Annotated in this window: 11 protein-coding genes; 6 read left to right on the plus strand and 5 right to left on the minus strand. The window is 43.2% G+C overall.

The window, feature by feature from the left end:
- Positions 1 to 24 precede the first annotated feature (24 nt).
- Both U5K35_RS03045 and U5K35_RS03050 read left to right on the plus strand, forming a co-directional pair.
- Positions 25 to 3,885, plus strand: a complete 3,861-nt coding sequence (locus tag U5K35_RS03045) for an ATP-binding protein (RefSeq protein ID WP_322570004.1) — start codon at positions 25 to 27, stop codon at positions 3,883 to 3,885.
- 73 nt (positions 3,886 to 3,958) lie between these two features.
- Complete coding sequence (locus U5K35_RS03050; RefSeq protein WP_322570005.1) at positions 3,959 to 5,332, plus strand: MATE family efflux transporter; 1,374 nt, start codon at positions 3,959 to 3,961, stop codon at positions 5,330 to 5,332.
- Here U5K35_RS03050 and U5K35_RS03055 read toward each other — a convergent pair.
- Positions 5,322 to 5,984, minus strand: a complete 663-nt coding sequence (locus tag U5K35_RS03055; protein WP_322570006.1) for a hypothetical protein — start codon at positions 5,982 to 5,984, stop codon at positions 5,322 to 5,324. The genes U5K35_RS03050 and U5K35_RS03055 overlap by 11 nt on opposite strands.
- 140 nt (positions 5,985 to 6,124) lie before the next feature.
- Here U5K35_RS03055 and U5K35_RS03060 point away from each other — a divergent pair, with 140 nt between their 5' ends.
- Genes U5K35_RS03060 through U5K35_RS03070 form a run of 3 tightly spaced genes read left to right on the plus strand, consistent with a single transcriptional unit; the run spans position 6,125 to position 9,080 of the window.
- A complete protein-coding gene (locus U5K35_RS03060; RefSeq protein WP_322570007.1) occupies positions 6,125 to 7,222 on the plus strand; it encodes a type III polyketide synthase in 1,098 nt (365 codons plus the stop codon).
- On the plus strand, positions 7,222 to 7,926 hold the full coding sequence (locus U5K35_RS03065) for a methyltransferase domain-containing protein (protein ID WP_322570008.1): 705 nt from the start codon (positions 7,222 to 7,224) through the stop codon (positions 7,924 to 7,926). The genes U5K35_RS03060 and U5K35_RS03065 overlap by 1 nt, the downstream gene beginning before the upstream one ends.
- A complete protein-coding gene (locus tag U5K35_RS03070) occupies positions 7,863 to 9,080 on the plus strand; it encodes an NAD(P)/FAD-dependent oxidoreductase (RefSeq protein ID WP_322570009.1) in 1,218 nt (405 codons plus the stop codon). The genes U5K35_RS03065 and U5K35_RS03070 overlap by 64 nt, the downstream gene beginning before the upstream one ends.
- A gap of 4 nt (positions 9,081 to 9,084) precedes the next feature.
- Here the strand turns inward: U5K35_RS03070 and U5K35_RS03075 are convergent, their stop codons facing one another.
- From U5K35_RS03075 to acnA, 3 genes are all read right to left on the minus strand, one after another.
- Positions 9,085 to 10,245, minus strand: a complete 1,161-nt coding sequence (locus tag U5K35_RS03075; RefSeq protein ID WP_322570010.1) for a histidine kinase dimerization/phosphoacceptor domain -containing protein — start codon at positions 10,243 to 10,245, stop codon at positions 9,085 to 9,087.
- A gap of 87 nt (positions 10,246 to 10,332) precedes the next feature.
- The gene (locus U5K35_RS03080; RefSeq protein ID WP_322570011.1) at positions 10,333 to 11,499 is read right to left on the minus strand and encodes a GAF domain-containing protein; all 1,167 of its coding nucleotides are present in this window, start codon (positions 11,497 to 11,499) and stop codon (positions 10,333 to 10,335) included.
- A gap of 159 nt (positions 11,500 to 11,658) precedes the next feature.
- The gene (acnA, locus tag U5K35_RS03085; RefSeq protein WP_322570012.1) at positions 11,659 to 14,379 is read right to left on the minus strand and encodes an aconitate hydratase AcnA; all 2,721 of its coding nucleotides are present in this window, start codon (positions 14,377 to 14,379) and stop codon (positions 11,659 to 11,661) included.
- A 239-nt stretch (positions 14,380 to 14,618) separates the two neighbouring features.
- On the opposite strand from acnA, the gene U5K35_RS03090 reads away from it, so the two are divergent.
- Positions 14,619 to 16,073 (plus strand): sensor histidine kinase, encoded by a 1,455-nt coding sequence (locus U5K35_RS03090; protein ID WP_322570013.1) that lies wholly within the window; start codon positions 14,619 to 14,621, stop codon positions 16,071 to 16,073.
- 576 nt (positions 16,074 to 16,649) lie between these two features.
- On the opposite strand, the gene U5K35_RS03095 is transcribed toward U5K35_RS03090, so the two are convergent.
- A complete protein-coding gene (locus U5K35_RS03095; RefSeq protein ID WP_322570014.1) occupies positions 16,650 to 18,905 on the minus strand; it encodes a TonB-dependent receptor in 2,256 nt (751 codons plus the stop codon).
- Between the last annotated feature and the right edge of the window lie 51 nt (positions 18,906 to 18,956).

Raw genomic sequence — 18,956 nt, forward strand, 5'->3', positions numbered from 1 at the left:
AGAACTGATAAAATCATCCATTTTTTGAGCAGCCAAAAATCATATTTCCTTATTTTCAGCTCTATTGGGTTTTTGGCTCTTTTGGCACTGCTGATTCTCTTTGAAACAAATTATAATCCCGGCGAATCACTGTCAGATGAAGAGGTTAGCGAAGAAATAAGGCTTAGCCTTTCTGATGCTCAGGATCACTTTGATCAAGTATATTTTGATTTTAAAGATCGATCTGATGATCTCTACCGTGAAATTTCACAGCTGCCCCTCACAGAACAGAATAAACCTGCAATTCACAGTCGTTTTCGCAACTTTTCTTTTTGGGGCAGTTCTATGTATCAAGAAGAAGATCGATGGATATGGGAAGGTTTTAACCTACCCCCACCTTCCACACTTACATTGGATTCATCTGACTCCCTGAAAGTTAGTATCCGGAAAGAAAGTAACGTTGTATTTCTGTTAGGGCAAAGATCATTCAGGTCCGGTGATGATCAATATCTTCTACTTACAGCCGAAAAAGTAGAACAGACTACAAATCTCCCGTTTGCCGACAGGGTATCTTTTCACCTCTCCGATTCACCGGAATTAAATAACAACTTCCCTGTCACATTCAATTTCTTCGCCAGTCCGCCTGAAGGTTTGCCTTATCGTACTCTATCTACCGAAACATCTGATTCGATTGGCACTGTTCATGCAAACCCCGCAGACACTGAAATATTTATCCGCAATGTTTCTCAAAGTATTGCCACCTGGAGATCACTTATATACGCAGGCTTGATTCTCACACTGGTTATGCTTTTCACAGCATTTAGTTCCTACACCGAAAAACTGATCTTATTTCGTTTTCTAATTCTTATACCGTTACTGGTGTGGGGGCTATTTTTCCATTTCAATCTACTCTCCGATTGGATATTTGCAGAGCTAATTCCGCCTGACCGGAACACGGAACCATACTATGAGCTTGCTACATACATGGTTCATGCTTTTTTCCTTTCACTGTTACTGATACCTCTCATTCGAATTGTTCTTCTTACCAATAAAAAAACTTCGAAAGAGTCTCTTTTAAAAACTTTGCTACTTGCATCTGCTTTTGGCGCCGGTTCTTCCGTTTTAATCATTTTCCTTTTCTATCAAACTCAACAGGTTTTGATAGGTTCTCCGCTCACACTGCTCGACCTTGAATTAGCCCCGGATTATCCTGTATTCATATTCTACATAAGCTCCGCCATTTTTTTTACTTCAGTTTCGGGTATTATTATCTGCGCCGGACTCTACCTTTACCGGTTTGAGATTGATAAGTCGGTAGTTATTGGCGCTGTTGCACTCTTTGCTTTTCTGTTAGCCTACTTTTTAATTGATATACTGTTTACGCTTCAAACATTTCTGTCTCCTGTCTTTTTTGCCGGCCTCTTCACTTTTCTGATACTTCTGATTCTTATCCAGACCATTCATGAAAAAAGTGAGATTTTTTCAGACATGTCCGGTTTCAGAAAAGTACTTCTTTCCGTTCTTTTGATTACATCTTCGATTTATTTCATCGTCTGGACTTCTTCAAGCAATCGGCTCGACAGAGAGTTAAATGAAAAAGTGACTGAATTTGCAAATGAAGAGGTTCTGAACACCCAAAAAATACTGCGAGCATTACTGGCAGATCTAGAGAGCTCTTTGATTTTTTTGACGGAAGAAGATATACAGCAACGAACCGCAACTATTCAGGGACAATTTCAGAGAGCAATCCAAAACAGTATACGTCCTGAGTGGAGGGAACACTCTTTTGAAATACAGCTTCTCTCACCTGATGGCAGGTTGATCAGCGATTACTCAACAAATCTGGATTCCCCCGGATGGCGCTCTCTTGTGGATATGACCACGATGAGAGTATCATATGAAGGTGAACAGCTGCGCCGTTTAACCAACAGGCCCATTATTTGGGACACCAGACCTGCAGAACTTGGAGAAGAGTTTATATCATTTTACCGGGGCTGGATACCCATTTACGACGAAACCGACTTTGACGAAAAAATAGCATGGATTTTCGCCGCTGCTTATCTGGAAAGGCCCAATTTTAACAGACCAATGCGGGCTGTTCTTTCCGCCAGTTCTGTACAAGATATGGATGGAAGCTTCTACATGGCCGAATTCGTCGACGGCAATGTTAACCGCACATCGATGGAGGGGATTTATGGCAATCAGCCGCAGTATAACAGACTGCCTGCCCGTGAGGTGGAAATATCGCAAAGAGACAGTGTTGCCTATATAACCAATGTCACATCTCAAGGAAATTTCAGAGAGATTCTGGTCCGAAAAAATTCTGATACCGTTATAAAAGCAAGCACTCCGATGCCCGGTTTTAATCTGCTTCTCTTCTCATTTTTCAGATATCAAATTGTTCTGATTTTTTTCGGCCTGTTTTTATTTGCCATATTTTCAACCGCCGGCTTTCGTGCTTTCAGGCTGTTCGGACAGAGTAAAAAATTCAAGCATAGACTTTTGGACGGATTAACGCTGGCCACCATAATCTTCCTGACAGTTTTAATCATTTCAACACAGATTGCAGTTACCCAACAAAATGAGAATAATGTACAACGGGAGCTCATCACAAAACTGAATAGTCTGAGCGAGTCTCTGCGAGGTGAAGCACAAGTGGAACAATCCGGAAGACGTACAACAAGACTTGCTGAATATGCTTCCTCACTCAATGTTGATGCCATACTCTTTAGCGGTGCAAATGTACTGGACTCCACAACCCCTCAAATCTTTCAGCAATATGTAATGCCGCGCACCATGCCCTATGATGTGTATAACTTTCTCTACAATAGAGAACGGCGACATTTTACAACCACCACTGAAATTGCAAATGAAAAAATGCTTATCGGCTATCGGGCACTGCTTGATCAAAACAATCAGCCTGCTCGTGTTGTGGCTATTCCAACGTTTGTTGAATCTCCTGTTTATCGTGAACAGCTATTGGAAGCAACAAGCTCACTCTTTGTAATCTATCTGACCATTTTTGCCATCTTTATTATCGGTACTGTAATCCTATCGAACCGTTTGACTAAACCGCTACAAATGATTCAAACCGGGCTGAATAAAATTTCCCGGGGTGAAATGAATATTCGGGTTGCAGTAACCGGTAAAGATGAAATTGGCACGCTTGCCAAAGCATACAACGAAATGGTTAAGAAACTTGAAAAGGCACGAAAAGAACTAGTAGAGGCCGAACGTGAGGCAGCATGGAAAGAGATGGCTCAGCAGGTTGCTCATGAAATCAAGAATCCGCTTACTCCTATGAAATTGAACTTGCAACATTTGCAGCAGCGACTTGAAGCCAACCCTGATAAAGTGATGGAGTTGAAACCTCTCATCGAGAAAACTGCAGAAAATATCATCGAACAGATTGAGTCGCTTAATAAAATCGCTTCTGACTTCTCAAAATTTGCGAAACCGATACAAGATCCGTTTGAGCCCGTTGATTTGAAAAAGCTACTGACCTCCATCTGCGAACTCTACAACAATGACAGTAATGTATCTGTAAACAGCAATCTCGCGGATTATGAGCTAAAAATAAGCGGCGTTGAAGATGAACTCCGCAGAGTTTTTATCAATTTGGTCAAGAATGGAATTGAGGCGCAAGAAGACGGAAAAGCTAAAATTCATATCACCGGTGAGAAGGTTCAAAAATCCATCAAGGTTCAAATTTCAGATAAAGGTGAGGGGATTGCACAGGAAGACCGGGATCGAATTTTTGTACCTAATTTCTCCACTAAATCGAGTGGTACAGGCCTTGGTCTCGCCATCACGAAAAAAATTGTAGAGGCTCATAAAGGAGAAATAACTTTTGAATCTGAGTCAGGCGCCGGAACCACGTTTACCCTTACATTTCCTGCCCTTTAAAATCACCCCAAATCTTCATTTTGAGAGGTAACAAGTCTCTCTATTTCTTCGTACCATTTGCCTTCTCAAACCGATGGATACGAATCAACCCACATATCAATCTGACATCCGGCAGGAACTTTCGTCATTGCTGCGAATTGGTGTGCCTGTAATTATTACACAGCTTCTGCAAATGAGCATGAGTTTTGTAGATACCGTGATGGCTGGACGGCTATCGCCCGAAGACCTGGCAGCCGTTGCCGTAGGTTCCAGCACACTGATGCCGTTTGTCGTTCTCTGCCTTGGATGTATGATGGCGGTTACTCCCATCGTTGCTCAAAATGTTGGAGCACGCAATTTCGAACTGATCGGAAAAAATGCCCGGCAGGTTCTTTGGTTAAGTCTGATACTGGCCATCCCCAGCTTTTTCCTGCTTAGAAATCTGGATTTTATTCTTGTCTTAATTGGAATCACGGACGAAATCATTCCGATCGCATCCGGCTACCTGAAAGCGATTGCCTGGGGAATTTTTCCAGCTTTTGCATTCGGCGCGCTGAGGTACTTCAATGAAGGCTTGAGCGTCACACGTCCGGCCATGTTCATTGCCGTGATCGGACTTCTGGTAAATATTCCGGCTAACTATGTGCTGATGTTCGGCAAACTGGGTTTCCCTCAGCTTGGAGCTGTTGGCACAGGCTATGCTTCAGCTATCGTATTTACGGTGATGTTCATCGCCATGCTCTGGTTTACGGTTGGATTTGAAGCCTACAAGCGATTTGACATTTTCGGTAAATTCCGCTGGCCTGAAAAGAAATATTTAAAAGAACTTCTCAGCATCGGAGTTCCCATTGGAATCAGCTCAACGATGGAGGTAACAATGTTTGCCGTGGTGAGTCTACTGGTTGGGACTATCAGCACGGTAGCTGTTGCCGGGCACCAGGTGGCAATTAACTTTGCCTCGTTAACATTTATGATTCCGTTTGGACTTTCCGTTGCCATATCGGCAAGAGTGGGGCAATCTGTCGGCCGAAAACGCCCTGATGAAGCCCGTTTCAGGGGATTTGTGGGAGTGGCTACAGCCAGTTTTATCATGACATTCACCGCAACGATCATGTTTCTCTTTCCGGAGTATATTTCGGCCATCTACACCGATGATCAGGATGTAACTAATATGGCCGTTCAATTACTTTTCATGGCAGCTATTTTTCAGATATCTGATGGACTGCAGGTGAGCGGTTTTGGAGCGCTGCGCGGACTAAAAGACACCAAAGTTCCGATGTATGTAAACCTTGTAGCCTACTGGGTAATTGGAATCCCGCTGGCATATTATCTCGGATTTATTGCAGAATATGGTCCGCAGGGTCTTTGGGGAGGATTAATCGCGGGGCTGACCGTGGCGGGAATTCTGCACAATATTCGGTTCTTCAGAAAGACAAAGGCGATGCAAAATGATTCATTTAAAAGTTAATCATCCTCAACCCACCGGATATATTAAACTGTAATCCGAGCATTACAGCAGGGCGACCCAGCAAGCCCATTTCATCCAGTCCGGGAAACCAATAGTATCTGCCACCTGCGTTTGTAAAAAACGAGAACTTGTCCGTAAAGTGATAGATCGCGCCAAATTCCGTAGTTGCAGTTACACCGGGAAAAAATTGCGAGCTCTCATTTTCAAAGATTCCCATTGCGGCAAAACCAAAACCCGGTGCAACTCTGAAATAGAGCTCAATCTTTTTTTGCCCCGCAGAATTTGTGTATTCAGAAATTGGAATAGTTCGGCCAACTGAAAGAGCCCCTATCAGAAAATTTCCATCCCGTGTTGCAGAATCATCAGCGTCATAAAATGCAGTAAAGGAAAACCCGAGATCGGCTCTTGCACCGGGCTGTCTGAATATCGTCTCCACTCCAAAAACCCTATTTCCAACAATCAGGCCGTTCAACGATGAAAAATCTCTACTACTCGTTGACTGATAGACCTGCCTGTCTACAGCCGGACTCAAAATGATCGGGTCTTCCTCCTCATTCTTCTCCTTCTCTGACTGTGCCGATAGATACGCCGGAGTTATACAACTGATCATCAGAGAGAACAGAACTAAATTCATCAATTTTTGGATATGCATAATATCTCCCGTTTTATTTTCTATACCCTCCATTAATATAAAAATAAGATGCAATTTAAATATCACATCTTCATGTTAGTGAACGAATTACAACCCCTATCAGGTTGTTTAATACAAACAGATTCATTAAATATCCTGTCATGTCCACCTATATTCATTCCATTCAAACGGCCGTTCCTCAGTACTCCTATCACCAAAATGAACTCCGTGACAGGATGAAGGAGATTGTACCGGGAAGCGAACGGGATGAACGGATCATACATCACATCTACAGCCGGTCCGGAATCGAAACCCGATATTCCGTGGTTGATGACTTCCGAAAAACCGGTTCACATCAACTTTTTTTCAACGGACAGGGTGCATCTCCGGGAACCGCCAGCAGAAATGACACCTATATCCGGGAAGGGCGAAAACTGTTTGTAGATGTAGCAGAGAAATTAATGGAGCATTCTGAGTTTCAGGCTGATGAGATCACACACCTGATTACCGTTTCCTGTACTGGATTTTACGCCCCGGGTCCCGATTACGATATTATCAAAGCACTGGGACTTTCTCCTAAAACAGAGCGCTATCACCTCGGATTTATGGGATGTTATGCCGTCATTCCGGCTCTGAAAATGGCTGACCAGATCTGCCGGGCGAATCCCAACGCGAATGTGATGGTCGTTTCTGTAGAACTCTGCACGCTACACTTTCAGGCCAATCCCAAAATGGATAATCTGCTCTCGGCCTCTGTATTTGCAGATGGCGGCTCCGGAGCGATTGTCAGCAGCCGAAAATCCAATCAACCCTCATATCAGATTGACGGGTTCGCCTCTGCCATTACCGAAAAAGGCAAAGATGACATGGCGTGGTCAATCGGTGATACCGGATTTAACATGGTGCTTTCAAACTATATTCCGGATCTGCTGGAAGAGGGACTGCATCCGTTTTTGGATCCCGTTTTAGAGCAATATCAATTAACCCTAGAAGATATCGATTTGTGGGGAGTTCACCCGGGTGGACGAGCCATTCTGGACAAAGTTGAAAAGACATTTTCACTGCCGGATAGCGCACTTTCCGCGTCCAGAAATGTTCTGTCAAATTATGGGAATATGAGCAGTGCCACCGTACTCTTTGTCTTGAAAGAACTCCTTGAGGATAGCTCAGATTCTGAAAACAAACGAACTTTGGCAATGGCCTTCGGACCGGGACTGACACTTGAATCAGCTCTGCTTACCAAAACAACCGGTTCCTAATGCCTCTTATTTTTAAAGAAAGAGAATCCGACCTGATTGAGTGGATGGATCGCCGGGATTGTGATCAGGAAAAGCTTTTCAATACCTACAGGCAGTTCTATACAATAAATAAATTACTTTCCGGATGGAGCCGATTATTTGATCTCTACCTGAAGCCGATCATCGAAGCCAACGGCGGCAGTGCAACCATATTGGATATTGGCTGTGGCGGCGGCGACATCTTAAATCATTTGGATAAATTATGCCAAAAGGCAGGATATAATGTTCAACTCACCGGAGCAGATCCCGACCCGAGAGCTAAAGAATTTTTCGAAATGAATCTCAATAACAGGGAGATTCGTTTTAGACAGAAAACCTCAAGCCAATTGGTAGAAGAAGGCGCCCGTTTCGATATTGTCATTTCCAATCACCTGCTCCATCATTTGACGAATATTGAGGTCAACTCTCTGTGTAGAGATTCAGAAAAACTCGCTAAACAACTCGTACTGTTTAACGACATTGAGCGAAGTGACATCGGCTACGGCCTGTTTGCAGTAACAACCCCGATAATCTTTCGAAATAGTTTTATCTCAGTTGACGGAAAAATTTCCATCAGGCGCAGCTTCAGAAAAGATGAGCTTCAAGATCTTCTTCCTGACGGGTGGGACGTAAAACGAAAGTTTCCGTTCAGGCTTTTGGCTATGCATCAAAAACGGACTGGATGATGGATAAGGTGGATATCATCATTGTTGGCGGCGGACCGGTTGGACTTTACCTTGCCGGCAGATTGTTGCAAAACGGATTCTCCTGCAAAGTGTTCGAACAAAGAGAAAACATCGACATCCACTCCAAATCGTTGGGTATTCACCCGGTCTCGCTAGATCTTTTTGATCGCGCCGGTATAACTCAGCCATTTCTGGATAACGGCCTAAAAATTGAGTGTGGCCTCGCTTTCATCGATGAAGAGCCTGTCGGTGAAGTTAGCTTTCAATCCTGTCCGCCTCCACACTCCTACATCCTGGCCATTCCTCAATGGAAAACCGAAGAACTTCTTGAAGACTGGGTCAAGGCACTCGATTCTGAAGCCCTCACACGAGGTGCTCATGTTGAAAAACTTGAGAATTCAGAACACCAAACGTCAGTTACCTATTCTACCAAAGAAGGTAACCATCAAGTCTCATCAGATTTCGTGGTAGGGTGTGACGGTAAAAGCAGCTTTGTACGAAATTCCTGCAATATTTCATTTAAAGGAAGCTCCTACCCGGACACCTACATCATGGGAGATTTTGATGATAACACTGCGTTTGGAAAAGATGCAGCCGTATTCCTTCATAAAGACGGACTCGTTGAATCTTTCCCGCTGCCAAACGGTCAGCGCAGATGGGTGGTAAAAACGGATAACTTTATTAAAGAGCCGGGAGAGTCGCTGCTTACCGAACAGATTTTCAGGCGAACTCATCATCATCTTGGAGAGTGTGAAAACTACATGTTAAGCAGTTTTGGCGTTCAGCATCTTCTGGCTGAAACATTTCATAAAAACAGGGTTGTACTGGCAGGTGATGCGGCTCACGTTGTCAGCCCAATTGGCGGACAGGGAATGAATCTAGGATGGATCGACGCGGAGGAGTGTTTAAATACCATGATAAGAATCCGGCAGAATCCGGCAAACAAGGAGTTATACCTGAAAAACTATACAACCAATCAGAGAAAGGTAGCCGGGCAAGTTGCAAAGAGAGCTGAAATGAATATGAGACTGGGGCGTAAGGAATCAGCGAATTTCTGGATGAGATCCGGATTGAAAATAGTTTTAAAATCACCTTTAAAACATCTTTTAGCACGAATTTTTACGATGAGAGGTCTTGGCCGCTGGCCAATCTAAGCGTTTATTCAGATGAAAAGGTAATCATGAACCTTGCGCCGCCAACACCTTCAACCGAAATTTGAGCATTCAGCTTTTTCAGCAGTTCTTCCACAATCCACATCCCGATTGACTCTCCTTTTTCAAACTTGAAATCTTCGGGAAGACCTACACCGTTATCCGATACCTCCAATTTCACCTGATCATCTTCGCGGGTAAGGTTAATTTTAATTTTGCCATCCTGTTCATCTTTAAGAAAAGCATGCTTATAAATATTGATCAAGAGCTCATTTATTATCAATCCGCAAAGAAGTGCCTGCTCCTGCCTTACTTCAACTTTATCACTTTGCAGCTCCAGTTTCACATTGTAGAGAATGGAGTGCATGGTTTCTTGAATGGTCTCGGATAGCTGTTTCAAATAGCCCCCCAGCTCCACAAGATTTTCCAGATTTTTTTCACTCAGCATCTCATGGAGCTTGGCCATCGACTTGATTCTGTGCGCCACCTCGCTCAGCACGTCTTTTGGATTTCCGGCTTCCATATCCATCGCTTCGATTTCCACAATAGATAGAATTACCTGAAGGTTATTTTTTATTCGATGATGAATTTCCGCAATGATCGTATCCTTCTCTTTCAGACGGTCATGGAGCCGGTCAATCATACGAGTTCGTTCAATAGCACTTGTAATATGACTTGCCAAAGCCTGCATCACGGGTACATCCCTTGTCGTAAATTCATTACCGTCCCGCCTGTTAAGCGCCTGCATTACGCCAATAACTTCATTTTCTCTGTTAATAAGCGGTACACAAATAATATTGCGCGTTTTAAAACCCTCAACCAGATCTCCATAGAAATGCTCTGATTCAGCAGGATTGTTCGTCAGATAGGGTCTTTTTTGAGATACTACCCATCCGGAAATTCCCTTGTCTTTTGGAATGCGTTTACCTGCAATGTCGGTTTTAACAGGCCCGGTTGGCATACTGACATAAAGCTCTCCCGTATCCTTGTCGATAAGCATCAACGAGCTAGCCTCAGAATTCATGATCAGCCGAATTGCCTCCATACTCTCAACCAAAACAGACTTGAACTCTTTGGTTTGATTGATTCCCTCTATTGTATCGAGCAGCAGGCGGAGATTGTTGTCCGGCAGAGCTTCAAAGCTCTCTTCTTCGATGTTTTTTTCCATTGGTTCCATGATACCCCGTTAAATATTTACACCTTATGTATAAATAATTTTTGGGATAAAGGCTAACCGGAAAACAAATTGATTGGATTACTCCGGAAATGTAATTGTAAATCGGGCGCCGGGGTCGTTTAGTACCGTCATATCTGCATCCAGTTTCTGAAGCAGTTCGTGTACTATCCACATCCCTACAGATCTTTTGGATTGAATAGAAAAATCATCCGGAACACCAATGCCATTATCTGCAACGCTTAATATGACAAGACCTTCATCATTTGAAACACTGACTTCGATTTCATTAACATTTTTTGTCCCTTCTAATTGGGCGTGCTTATAAACGTTGATAAGGAGTTCGTTTAGAATCAGCCCGCATAAAAGAGCTTTATTTTGTGAGACAGTAATTTCTTTTCCTGATACACCAATTTGGATATCCAGCATGTTGAAGCTCATTGAATCTTCAATTTTTTTAGCCAGATTTTTTGTATAGGTATACAGATCAACCTTTTCGTTTACCTTTTTCTCAACCAACAGATCGTGCAATTTAGCCATCGACTTCATTCTCATCTCAATTTTTCTAAGGAGCTCGTTGGCTTTCTCATCCTCTATCTCATTGGCGTCTTTTTGTATCTGTTCTGAAAGAGCCTGTAAATTATTTTTTACCCGGTGATGGATTTCAGCAATCATCACATCTTTTTGCTGAATGGTATCTCTCATTGAATCAATTTTTTTCGTGCGTTCAATAGCAATGGTAATATGGGTAGCCAATGACTCGAACACCGGAATTTCACTATCCAGGTAATCCTTTCCGTCACGTTTATTCATCGCCTGAATAATCCCAATCACATCTCCATGCCGATTTATGAGTGGAACACACATCAGGTTTTTTGTTGTAAAACTCTCAACCAGGTCGCCATAAAAATGTTCGGATTTTGTAACATCGTTAGTCAAATAAGGCTTCTGATTGCTCAATACCCAACCGGCAATACCTTTATCCTTGGGAATACTTTTACCGGCAACCTCCTTTTCTGCCGGCCCTGTAGGCACGCTGATAAATAGTTCACCTTTTTCATCGTCAATCAGGAAAAGTGAACTCGCCTCGGAGTCCATAACCTGCCGGGTTGCCTCCATACTTTCATGCAAAACCGTCTTAAACTCATTGGTATTATTGATACCCTCAAGAGTTTCAAGAATGAGCGAAAGGTTTTCTTTCTGTAGTTTTTTGTGAAGATTTTCACTTTTTGATTTACCCTCTGTCATAACTTTAAATCGAGCATTTGTATGTTAACTTTGTTTTTGCACAATTAACGAATAATTAAGGACTTTTTATACGCATAATTTTTTTCCGGCCCTTTGAGAAACAAAAAACCCCCGAAGTTTTCACCACGGGGGTTTTTGATATCAGTAAGAACCGATAAATCAGGATTTTTTCTTCTTATCCTCTTTCACATAGTCTAAAAGAACTTTGTGGAGGATACCGCCATTTCGGTAGTAATCTACCTCAACCGGTGTATCGATTCGGCAATCGGTCATAAACTCAATCACTTCACCGTCTTGTTTGGTTGCCGTCACTTTGATCTCATCGCGGGCTTTCACATTATCATCCACGTGGATGTCAAAGGTTTCGGTTCCGTCCAGTCCAAGTGAGTCTGCACTGTCTCCTTCCTTAAACTGCAGAGGCAGAACGCCCATCTGAATCAGGTTTGATCGGTGAATACGCTCGTAAGAAACAGCGATTACCGACTTAACACCCAACAGATTGGTTCCTTTCGCAGCCCAGTCGCGGGATGAACCCGTTCCGTACTGAGTGCCGGCTAATGCTACCAGAGGAGTGTCGTTCTCCCTGTACTTCAGAGATGCTTCATAAATCGTAGTGATCTCATCATCCGGGAAGTACTTGGTAAAGCCACCCTCTTTTCCGGGTGCAAGCTGATTCTTGAACCGCACGTTGGCAAAGGTTCCGCGTGTCATCACACGGTCATTACCCCGGCGAGAACCGTAAGAGTTGAAATCTTTCTCTTCCACCCCGTTTTCAATCAAATATTGCCCTGCGGGACTCTCTTTTTTGATGTTTCCTGCGGGAGAAATATGGTCCGTAGTAATGGAATCACCCACTTTCACAAGAACCCGGGCACCTTTAATTGGCTTGATGGGATCGGGAGTTTCTTTCATTCCTACAAAGAATGGCGGCTCCTGGATATACGTCGATTCTTCACTCCAGTTAAAGAGATCTCCGCCGGATACCGGAATATCATCCCATGTTTCAGATTCAAAGATGTCGCCGTACATTTTCTCAAATAGCTCTGGACGAATTGCTGCGTCGAGATGCTCAGCGATCTCAGCAGTAGTTGGCCAGATATCTTTCAGATACACATCATTTCCGTCTTTGTCTTTTCCGATAGGTTCGTTTTCCAGATCGATATCGACGGTACCGGCAAGCGCATACGCAACAACCAGCGGCGGTGAAGCCAGATAGTTCGCTTTCACCCACGGATGGATACGTCCTTCAAAGTTTCTGTTTCCTGAAAGTACGCCGGCAGCAATCAGGTCGCCCTCTTTAATGGCTGTTTCAACAGCTTCGGGAAGCGGGCCTGAGTTACCGATACAAGTTGTGCATCCATAACCTACCAGGTTGAATCCGAGTGTGTCCATGTATTGGGTCAATCCTGCTTCTTTCAGGTATTCAGTTACAACCCGTGAACCCGGTGCGAGAGATGTCTTCACATACGCAGGTACTTTAAGTCCTTTTTCGACGGCTTTTTTCGCGACAATACCGGCACCCAGCATCACACTTGGGTTCGAGGTATTTGTGCATGAAGTAATTGCTGCAATGACTACATCGCCATGCTTCATCTCAATTTCCTGGCCATTCTTAAAGATTCCCTTATTGGCCAGTTTCTCCTGAGTCAGGTTAAAGCCCATCGTTGGATTATCACTTGTCAGCGACATCTCAAACGCTTTCTTCATGTTGCCCAGCTTGATACGGTCGTGTGGCAGCTTCGGGCCTGCAAGTGAGGTTTCAACTGTGCTCAGATCCAGTTCAAGCGTGGATGTAAATTCCGGATCAGGAGTATCATCAGTTCTGAAAAGTCCCTGTTCCTTCGTATAAGCTTCTACTAAATCTACAAGCTCTTTTGAACGGCCGGTTCGGCTCATGTAACGGAGTGACTCCTCATCAATCGGGAAGAAACCCATTGTTGCTCCATATTCCGGAGACATATTTGCAATGGTCGCACGATCGGGAAGGCTCATATTGCTGATTCCGTCACCGTAAAATTCTACAAACTTACCAACCACCCCGTGCTCTCGGAGCATTTGAGTTACAGTCAGTGTTAAGTCTGTTGCGGTAATTCCTTCACGGAGTTTACCGGTTATTTTCATACCTACAACTTCCGGCACAAGCATAGAGATTGGCTGACCAAGCATAGCTGCTTCCGCCTCAATACCGCCAACACCCCAGCCGAGAATACCGAGACCGTTAATCATGGTTGTGTGCGAATCTGTTCCCACCAGTGTATCGGGGTAGGCTACGGTTGAACCGTCATCCTCTTTTCTTGTAAATACTCCTTTTGCAAGGTATTCAAGGTTCACCTGGTGAACAATTCCACGTCCCGGAGGAACCACACGGAAATTATCGAATGCCTCTTTCCCCCATTTCAGAAATTCGTAGCGTTCATTGTTACGCTCCATCTCCTTCTCAACATTGAACATCAGCGCGGCATCACTACCAAACATATCCACCTGTACGGAGTGATCAATCACCAAGTCGACAGGAACCTGCGGATTGATGGAAGTAGGATTTCCACCCATTCTATCCATTGCTGAGCGGAGTGCAGCAAGATCCACAACAGCCGGAACACCGGTAAAGTCCTGTAGTACTACACGAGATGGTTTAAAAGGAATTTCACCCTGTGGATTTTTGGCGTTGTAGTCGGTCAAAAGTTTAACGTCGTCTTCAGTGATTGCAAAGCCATCATACTCTCTCAATACAGCTTCAAGTAATATCTTTATGGTAAACGGAAGCTTGCCAATATTACCATAACCAAGTTTTTCGAGTTTTTTAAGGCTATAAAGATGCGCCTCCCCCGAACCCGTTTTAAACGGAGTCTTGGTATGTTGGAGTGGGTTGTCTGTTGTCATAAATCCTCTGTGCTTTCAAGATGTTAGAAGTCTTACTTTTTCTATCAATCTAAAATAAGGGATTTTTGCGATAATATCTTTGCCAATCCGGATGGCAGATCGCAGTAAATGTTCAATAAGCTGTTGAATTATTGTAACACTGAACCTTTATGATTAAACTTGGCCATCAAATGGACAATAACAGTACTTATTACTGAATATCCATAGCCAGTACATTATATAGACACTTAATGCTTTTTTTGAATTTCAAGGCTGAAAAATTATTCCCTCTTACAACGTTACTGCTCCTTTTTCTGCTCAGTTCTACGCTCTTTGCTCAATCGGTATCTGATTCCATCAGTACTTACGATCAGATAAGAGCAGACGGTAACGGAGATGGGCAGCCAGATTTACTTGGAGAAAAGGTTATCACCACCGGAATTGCCAATTCTCCCAGTGGATTATTTCATGAACAGTACCTGCAATTATTCATCCAGGATGATTCTTCGGGAATTTCCATTTTCTCTTACAACATCGATGATCCTATAGTGCCCGGCGACAGCCTGATGGTATGGGGAGCCGTCGATTCTTACAACGGACTGATTGAAGTACAGGCGGATTCCTACCGCGTTTATCAGAATCGATCTACTCTAAGGCCGTTACATTTAACGGATATAATAGCCAATCCGGCAGATTACCTTGGTGTACTTGCCAAAGGGGATGGAGTGATCACCGACAAGGGAAGTACGTATAATGGCAAATACGTTATTATTTCACCTGAAACCAGCCCTGACAGCATCATGGTTTATGTTTCAAACTTTCACGTCCGGTTCTCCGAGTTCAACTTTGATGTATTAAGTGTTGGAGATAAAATTGCCGCAGAGGGGGTTATCACCGAGTACAATCCTGAGTTTCCGGGCCAAAAAAATTACAAGCTCTTTTTACGAACACCTGACGACCTGAACTATATCGGTCTTCCCTCCTATTATGTGAGTCTGATCATTTGGAGCGTATTGGCACTGGCAGCTATACTGTTTGGAATTTATCTCTTTATGCGATACCGCGTCGAGACCAAAACAAAGGATATTCAGCTCTCCTTAGATCAAAAAGAGATGCTACTGAAGGAGGTTCATCACAGGGTCAAAAATTCTCTTTCTATTGTTTCAGGTTTGATAGAGATGCAGTCGTTAAGTACTGAAAATGAGGAGGCTAACAGAATTTTGCAGACCAGCCAAACCCGTATTCAGTCCATCGCCCTTATTCATGATAAACTTTATAAATCCGACTCACTGTCTGACATCAAACTGGATGTTTACCTGAAAGATCTTGTTGAATCTTTGCACAACACGTTTACAGAACTGAACAATCGCGTTTCGCTTCAGTTTGAAATGGATTCCGTCGAAATAGATTCAAAGAGCGTGATTTATTGCGGTTTGCTGGTCAATGAGCTCGTTGTCAACTCTTTTAAACATGCCTTTAAAAACAGAGCTGATGGAGAACTGACGGTTAAACTAAAGAAAGACGGAAATAATATTATACTTACGGTAACGGACAACGGACCGGGCCTGCCGGATACGTTTAATCCCAAAAATCAGGACGGCTTAGGCTCTATGCTGATTAACACATTCGCAGCAAATCTGGAAGCAGAGATGACTGTATCGGAGCCCAACCGTGGCGGAGCTTCTTTTACCTTCACTTTTCCACATAAATCATAAGATCTATTTTTGGCAAATAAGGCCGGTAAAATTTCTTTTAAGGATTTTACAACCCTCTCGGATATATTCGGTTAATCCTTAATCAATTTATCCGAATAGATGACCCGACTGTTTACTGTAACTCTTCTCCTTTTCACATTTCTTATTCCATTTTCAACCCAGGCCCAAATTCAATCTCATGATAGTCCGTACATGGACGGTTTGGGAGGAGTGAAGTACTCCAATTTAAAATGAGATTAATAAAAAATCTTTGAGTTTAACTATCTGGAAGTGCTCTCTTTTCCTGTTTTTAAGGAAAAAATACTGGCCCAACCACCCCTGGAGGCTGTCCAAAAAGTATATATGATCTAAGCTTGACCTAAATTATTTAGTTCATTTTTAATTTTTATAAAAAATGCCCTTTGTGATGCTTCGTGTCCTCGCGTCTTCGTGGTAAAAACCGCGATTTATTACCACGAAGTCTCAAAGGCACAAAGGTTCACGAAGAAAAGTTAAATAATTAAAGCACCCATATTTCAAATACATCTTTTGGGACAGTCTCAAACTGTTTTCCTAAACTATTATGAAGACCTCACTTTATTTAGAACTCAGCTTCAGAGACAGATATGGAACAAAGGGCAGTTGATTAATTCCTCTCTGAAAGAAAACATCGTAATAGAACAGATTGGACTGATCGTATAAATTTATGGCTCCGAGTTGGACATTCAAGTCAGCACTGTCTAAATCAAAATAGTGTTCCAGCGACACATCCAGCCTGTGATACTCCGGCATCCTTCCCTGAAAAGGTTTGTCGAGTAATATCCTGGGGGTTCCATAACCCTCGGTAACTTCAGGGGGACCCTCTTCAAATGAGAAAAAACTGTCGAAACCAATCGGCCGGGTAAACGGCATTCCAGAACCATAACTCCAGTTCAAATTGGTTGAGAAATTTCCAAATTCTAAACCTACTTGCGCATTGAGTTGATGGCGCCTGTCGTGCGATGGATTGTACGTTTGCACCTCTTCGCCAAACCAGAGGGTGAAATGGTCTTGTGCTGTTTCGTACTCTGTGATGGCATAACCGTATCCCAGCCCCGCGAAAAAATTTCTTCTGTCATAGTCCAGCCTCAAATCAAATCCATTCACATTGCCATTGGCATATGCAATATCTGTTGTAAATTCTGCCACAGAACTCCAGACAGAAACCGGTGTGTCCTGAATGATTTTGTGATACCCCTCAACTGATAATTTCAAAAATCGGCTCATTGCAAAATCAAACCCCAACAAAAAATGAGTGGTTTGAAGTGATCTGTCGGAGTCCGGTTCTATTATCCATGCGGTAAAAGCTGTTCCTGCATCCCTGAAATCTGACAGGCCTATTAATGGCTGGCGATAAATACCGGCGGCACCGTGTAGTTTAAAATCATATCTGCCGGGTACATCAAGAGAAAACCGCAATCTGGGCTCAAAACTTGTTGGAACCCGATTCATATAGGATGTAAAAGAAAAACCCGGCTCAACATTCAAGTACTGCCATAATGGAATATTCACATTTAAAAACCCTCCGGTACTTAAAAATGAGGCTTCATTGGCATCCAGGGAACTGAATCTGTTAACGAGATCGTACTTTACTGTCCTGTAATTTGTGAAAAAACCATAGTCGATTCTCGTATCTGACCAGTAGTGGGTAAAACTCATATCCAGGTTAGATCTGAAAATATTCGAAAACCGGTTTCCACTCCCGCCGCCGTCAGTTTCGTTGGAAAAGTATGACAAACCAAAATTCAACTCCATAAATGACAACGACGTACTCTCCGAGGCACCTGCACATCTTCCTCCGGTTACAAAATTATTCCATTTAAAATATTGGTCGGAATCAAAATCAAGGCTACCGCGATCGTAGGTTCTCATCATCAAAAAAGAACAACTTACACCTGTGTTACTCACGCTATTGAACTTCGCCAGCTGACTGTTAAATTTTAACGGCTGCTGCTCCTGCAGGTACCACTTACTGCTCTCCTCAATCAATGAACCCCGAACTGAAACCATCAGCGAACTTTTTCCTTCTTTTACAGGCGTTTCGAAGTAAAAATCTGAAATAAATGGACTCACGGACGCCGACCATCCCCTTTCGTAGAGATCACCGTTTCTCAACCTTACGTCCATCACAGATGAGACACGCCCGGAGTATCGAGGTCCAAAACCTCCGGCATAGAAATCTGCGGATGACACCACATTCTCCGGAAATACAGAGAAGAATCCGACAATATGAAACGGCTGATAGATCATCGTACCATCCATCAGAATTAAGTTTTCAGAAGGCAAGCCGCCCCGAACAAAAAGTTGCCCTCCCCGGTCTCCGGTAACCAAAACACCCGGCTGTGTCTGTATATAACTTACAAGATCGGCATTTCCACCCGGTGACGGTGCCCTGTCGAAAAATTCAGGACGAACATTAACCTGTCCTGAACCACCCTGGAAACTCCTGTCAGAAACCGTCAGCTCTTCCAATTCCTCACTTTCCAGAGTTAGAGAAACATTTCTGGAAATAACATTTGACCCACGGGATACAGAGATTGTGTCGCTATAGGTTTCAAATCCTACATACCTGACCTGAAATAAATATTCACCGGCATCCAGATTCCCTATTTGATAAAACCCGTTTTGATCGGTTGTTGTACCTTTGAGCTCACCATCAGGCAGAGGCTGAACAGAAATCGTTGCCCTGTCGAGAGTTTGCCCGGACTGCCTATCCGTAACAACACCTCTTATGACGCTGTTCTGTGAAAAGACAACGTTTGTTGACGTGAATAATAAAATCAGTATAAATGCTATTTGATATTTTAGAGTCATACATTCAGATTTTTTAGGCAATTCATCAGATCATGAATAAGCTTCTGAATT

Origin of the sequence: Rhodohalobacter sp. (assembly GCF_034521535.1) — a bacterium.
Taxonomy (GTDB): domain Bacteria; phylum Bacteroidota; class Rhodothermia; order Balneolales; family Balneolaceae; genus Rhodohalobacter.

Bases quoted from the DNA above. Each gene is read 5' to 3' on its own strand.
- U5K35_RS03055 (WP_322570006.1), bottom strand. From the start codon at position 5,984: ATGCATATCCAAAAATTGATGAATTTAGTTCTGTTCTCTCTGATGATC.
- acnA (WP_322570012.1), bottom strand. From the start codon at position 14,379: ATGACAACAGACAACCCACTCCAACATACCAAGACTCCGTTTAAAACG.
- U5K35_RS03075 (WP_322570010.1), bottom strand. From the start codon at position 10,245: ATGGAAAAAAACATCGAAGAAGAGAGCTTTGAAGCTCTGCCGGACAAC.
- U5K35_RS03095 (WP_322570014.1), bottom strand. From the start codon at position 18,905: ATGACTCTAAAATATCAAATAGCATTTATACTGATTTTATTATTCACG.
- U5K35_RS03050 (WP_322570005.1), top strand. From the start codon at position 3,959: ATGGATACGAATCAACCCACATATCAATCTGACATCCGGCAGGAACTT.
- U5K35_RS03080 (WP_322570011.1), bottom strand. From the start codon at position 11,499: ATGACAGAGGGTAAATCAAAAAGTGAAAATCTTCACAAAAAACTACAG.
- U5K35_RS03065 (WP_322570008.1), top strand. From the start codon at position 7,222: ATGCCTCTTATTTTTAAAGAAAGAGAATCCGACCTGATTGAGTGGATG.
- U5K35_RS03060 (WP_322570007.1), top strand. From the start codon at position 6,125: ATGTCCACCTATATTCATTCCATTCAAACGGCCGTTCCTCAGTACTCC.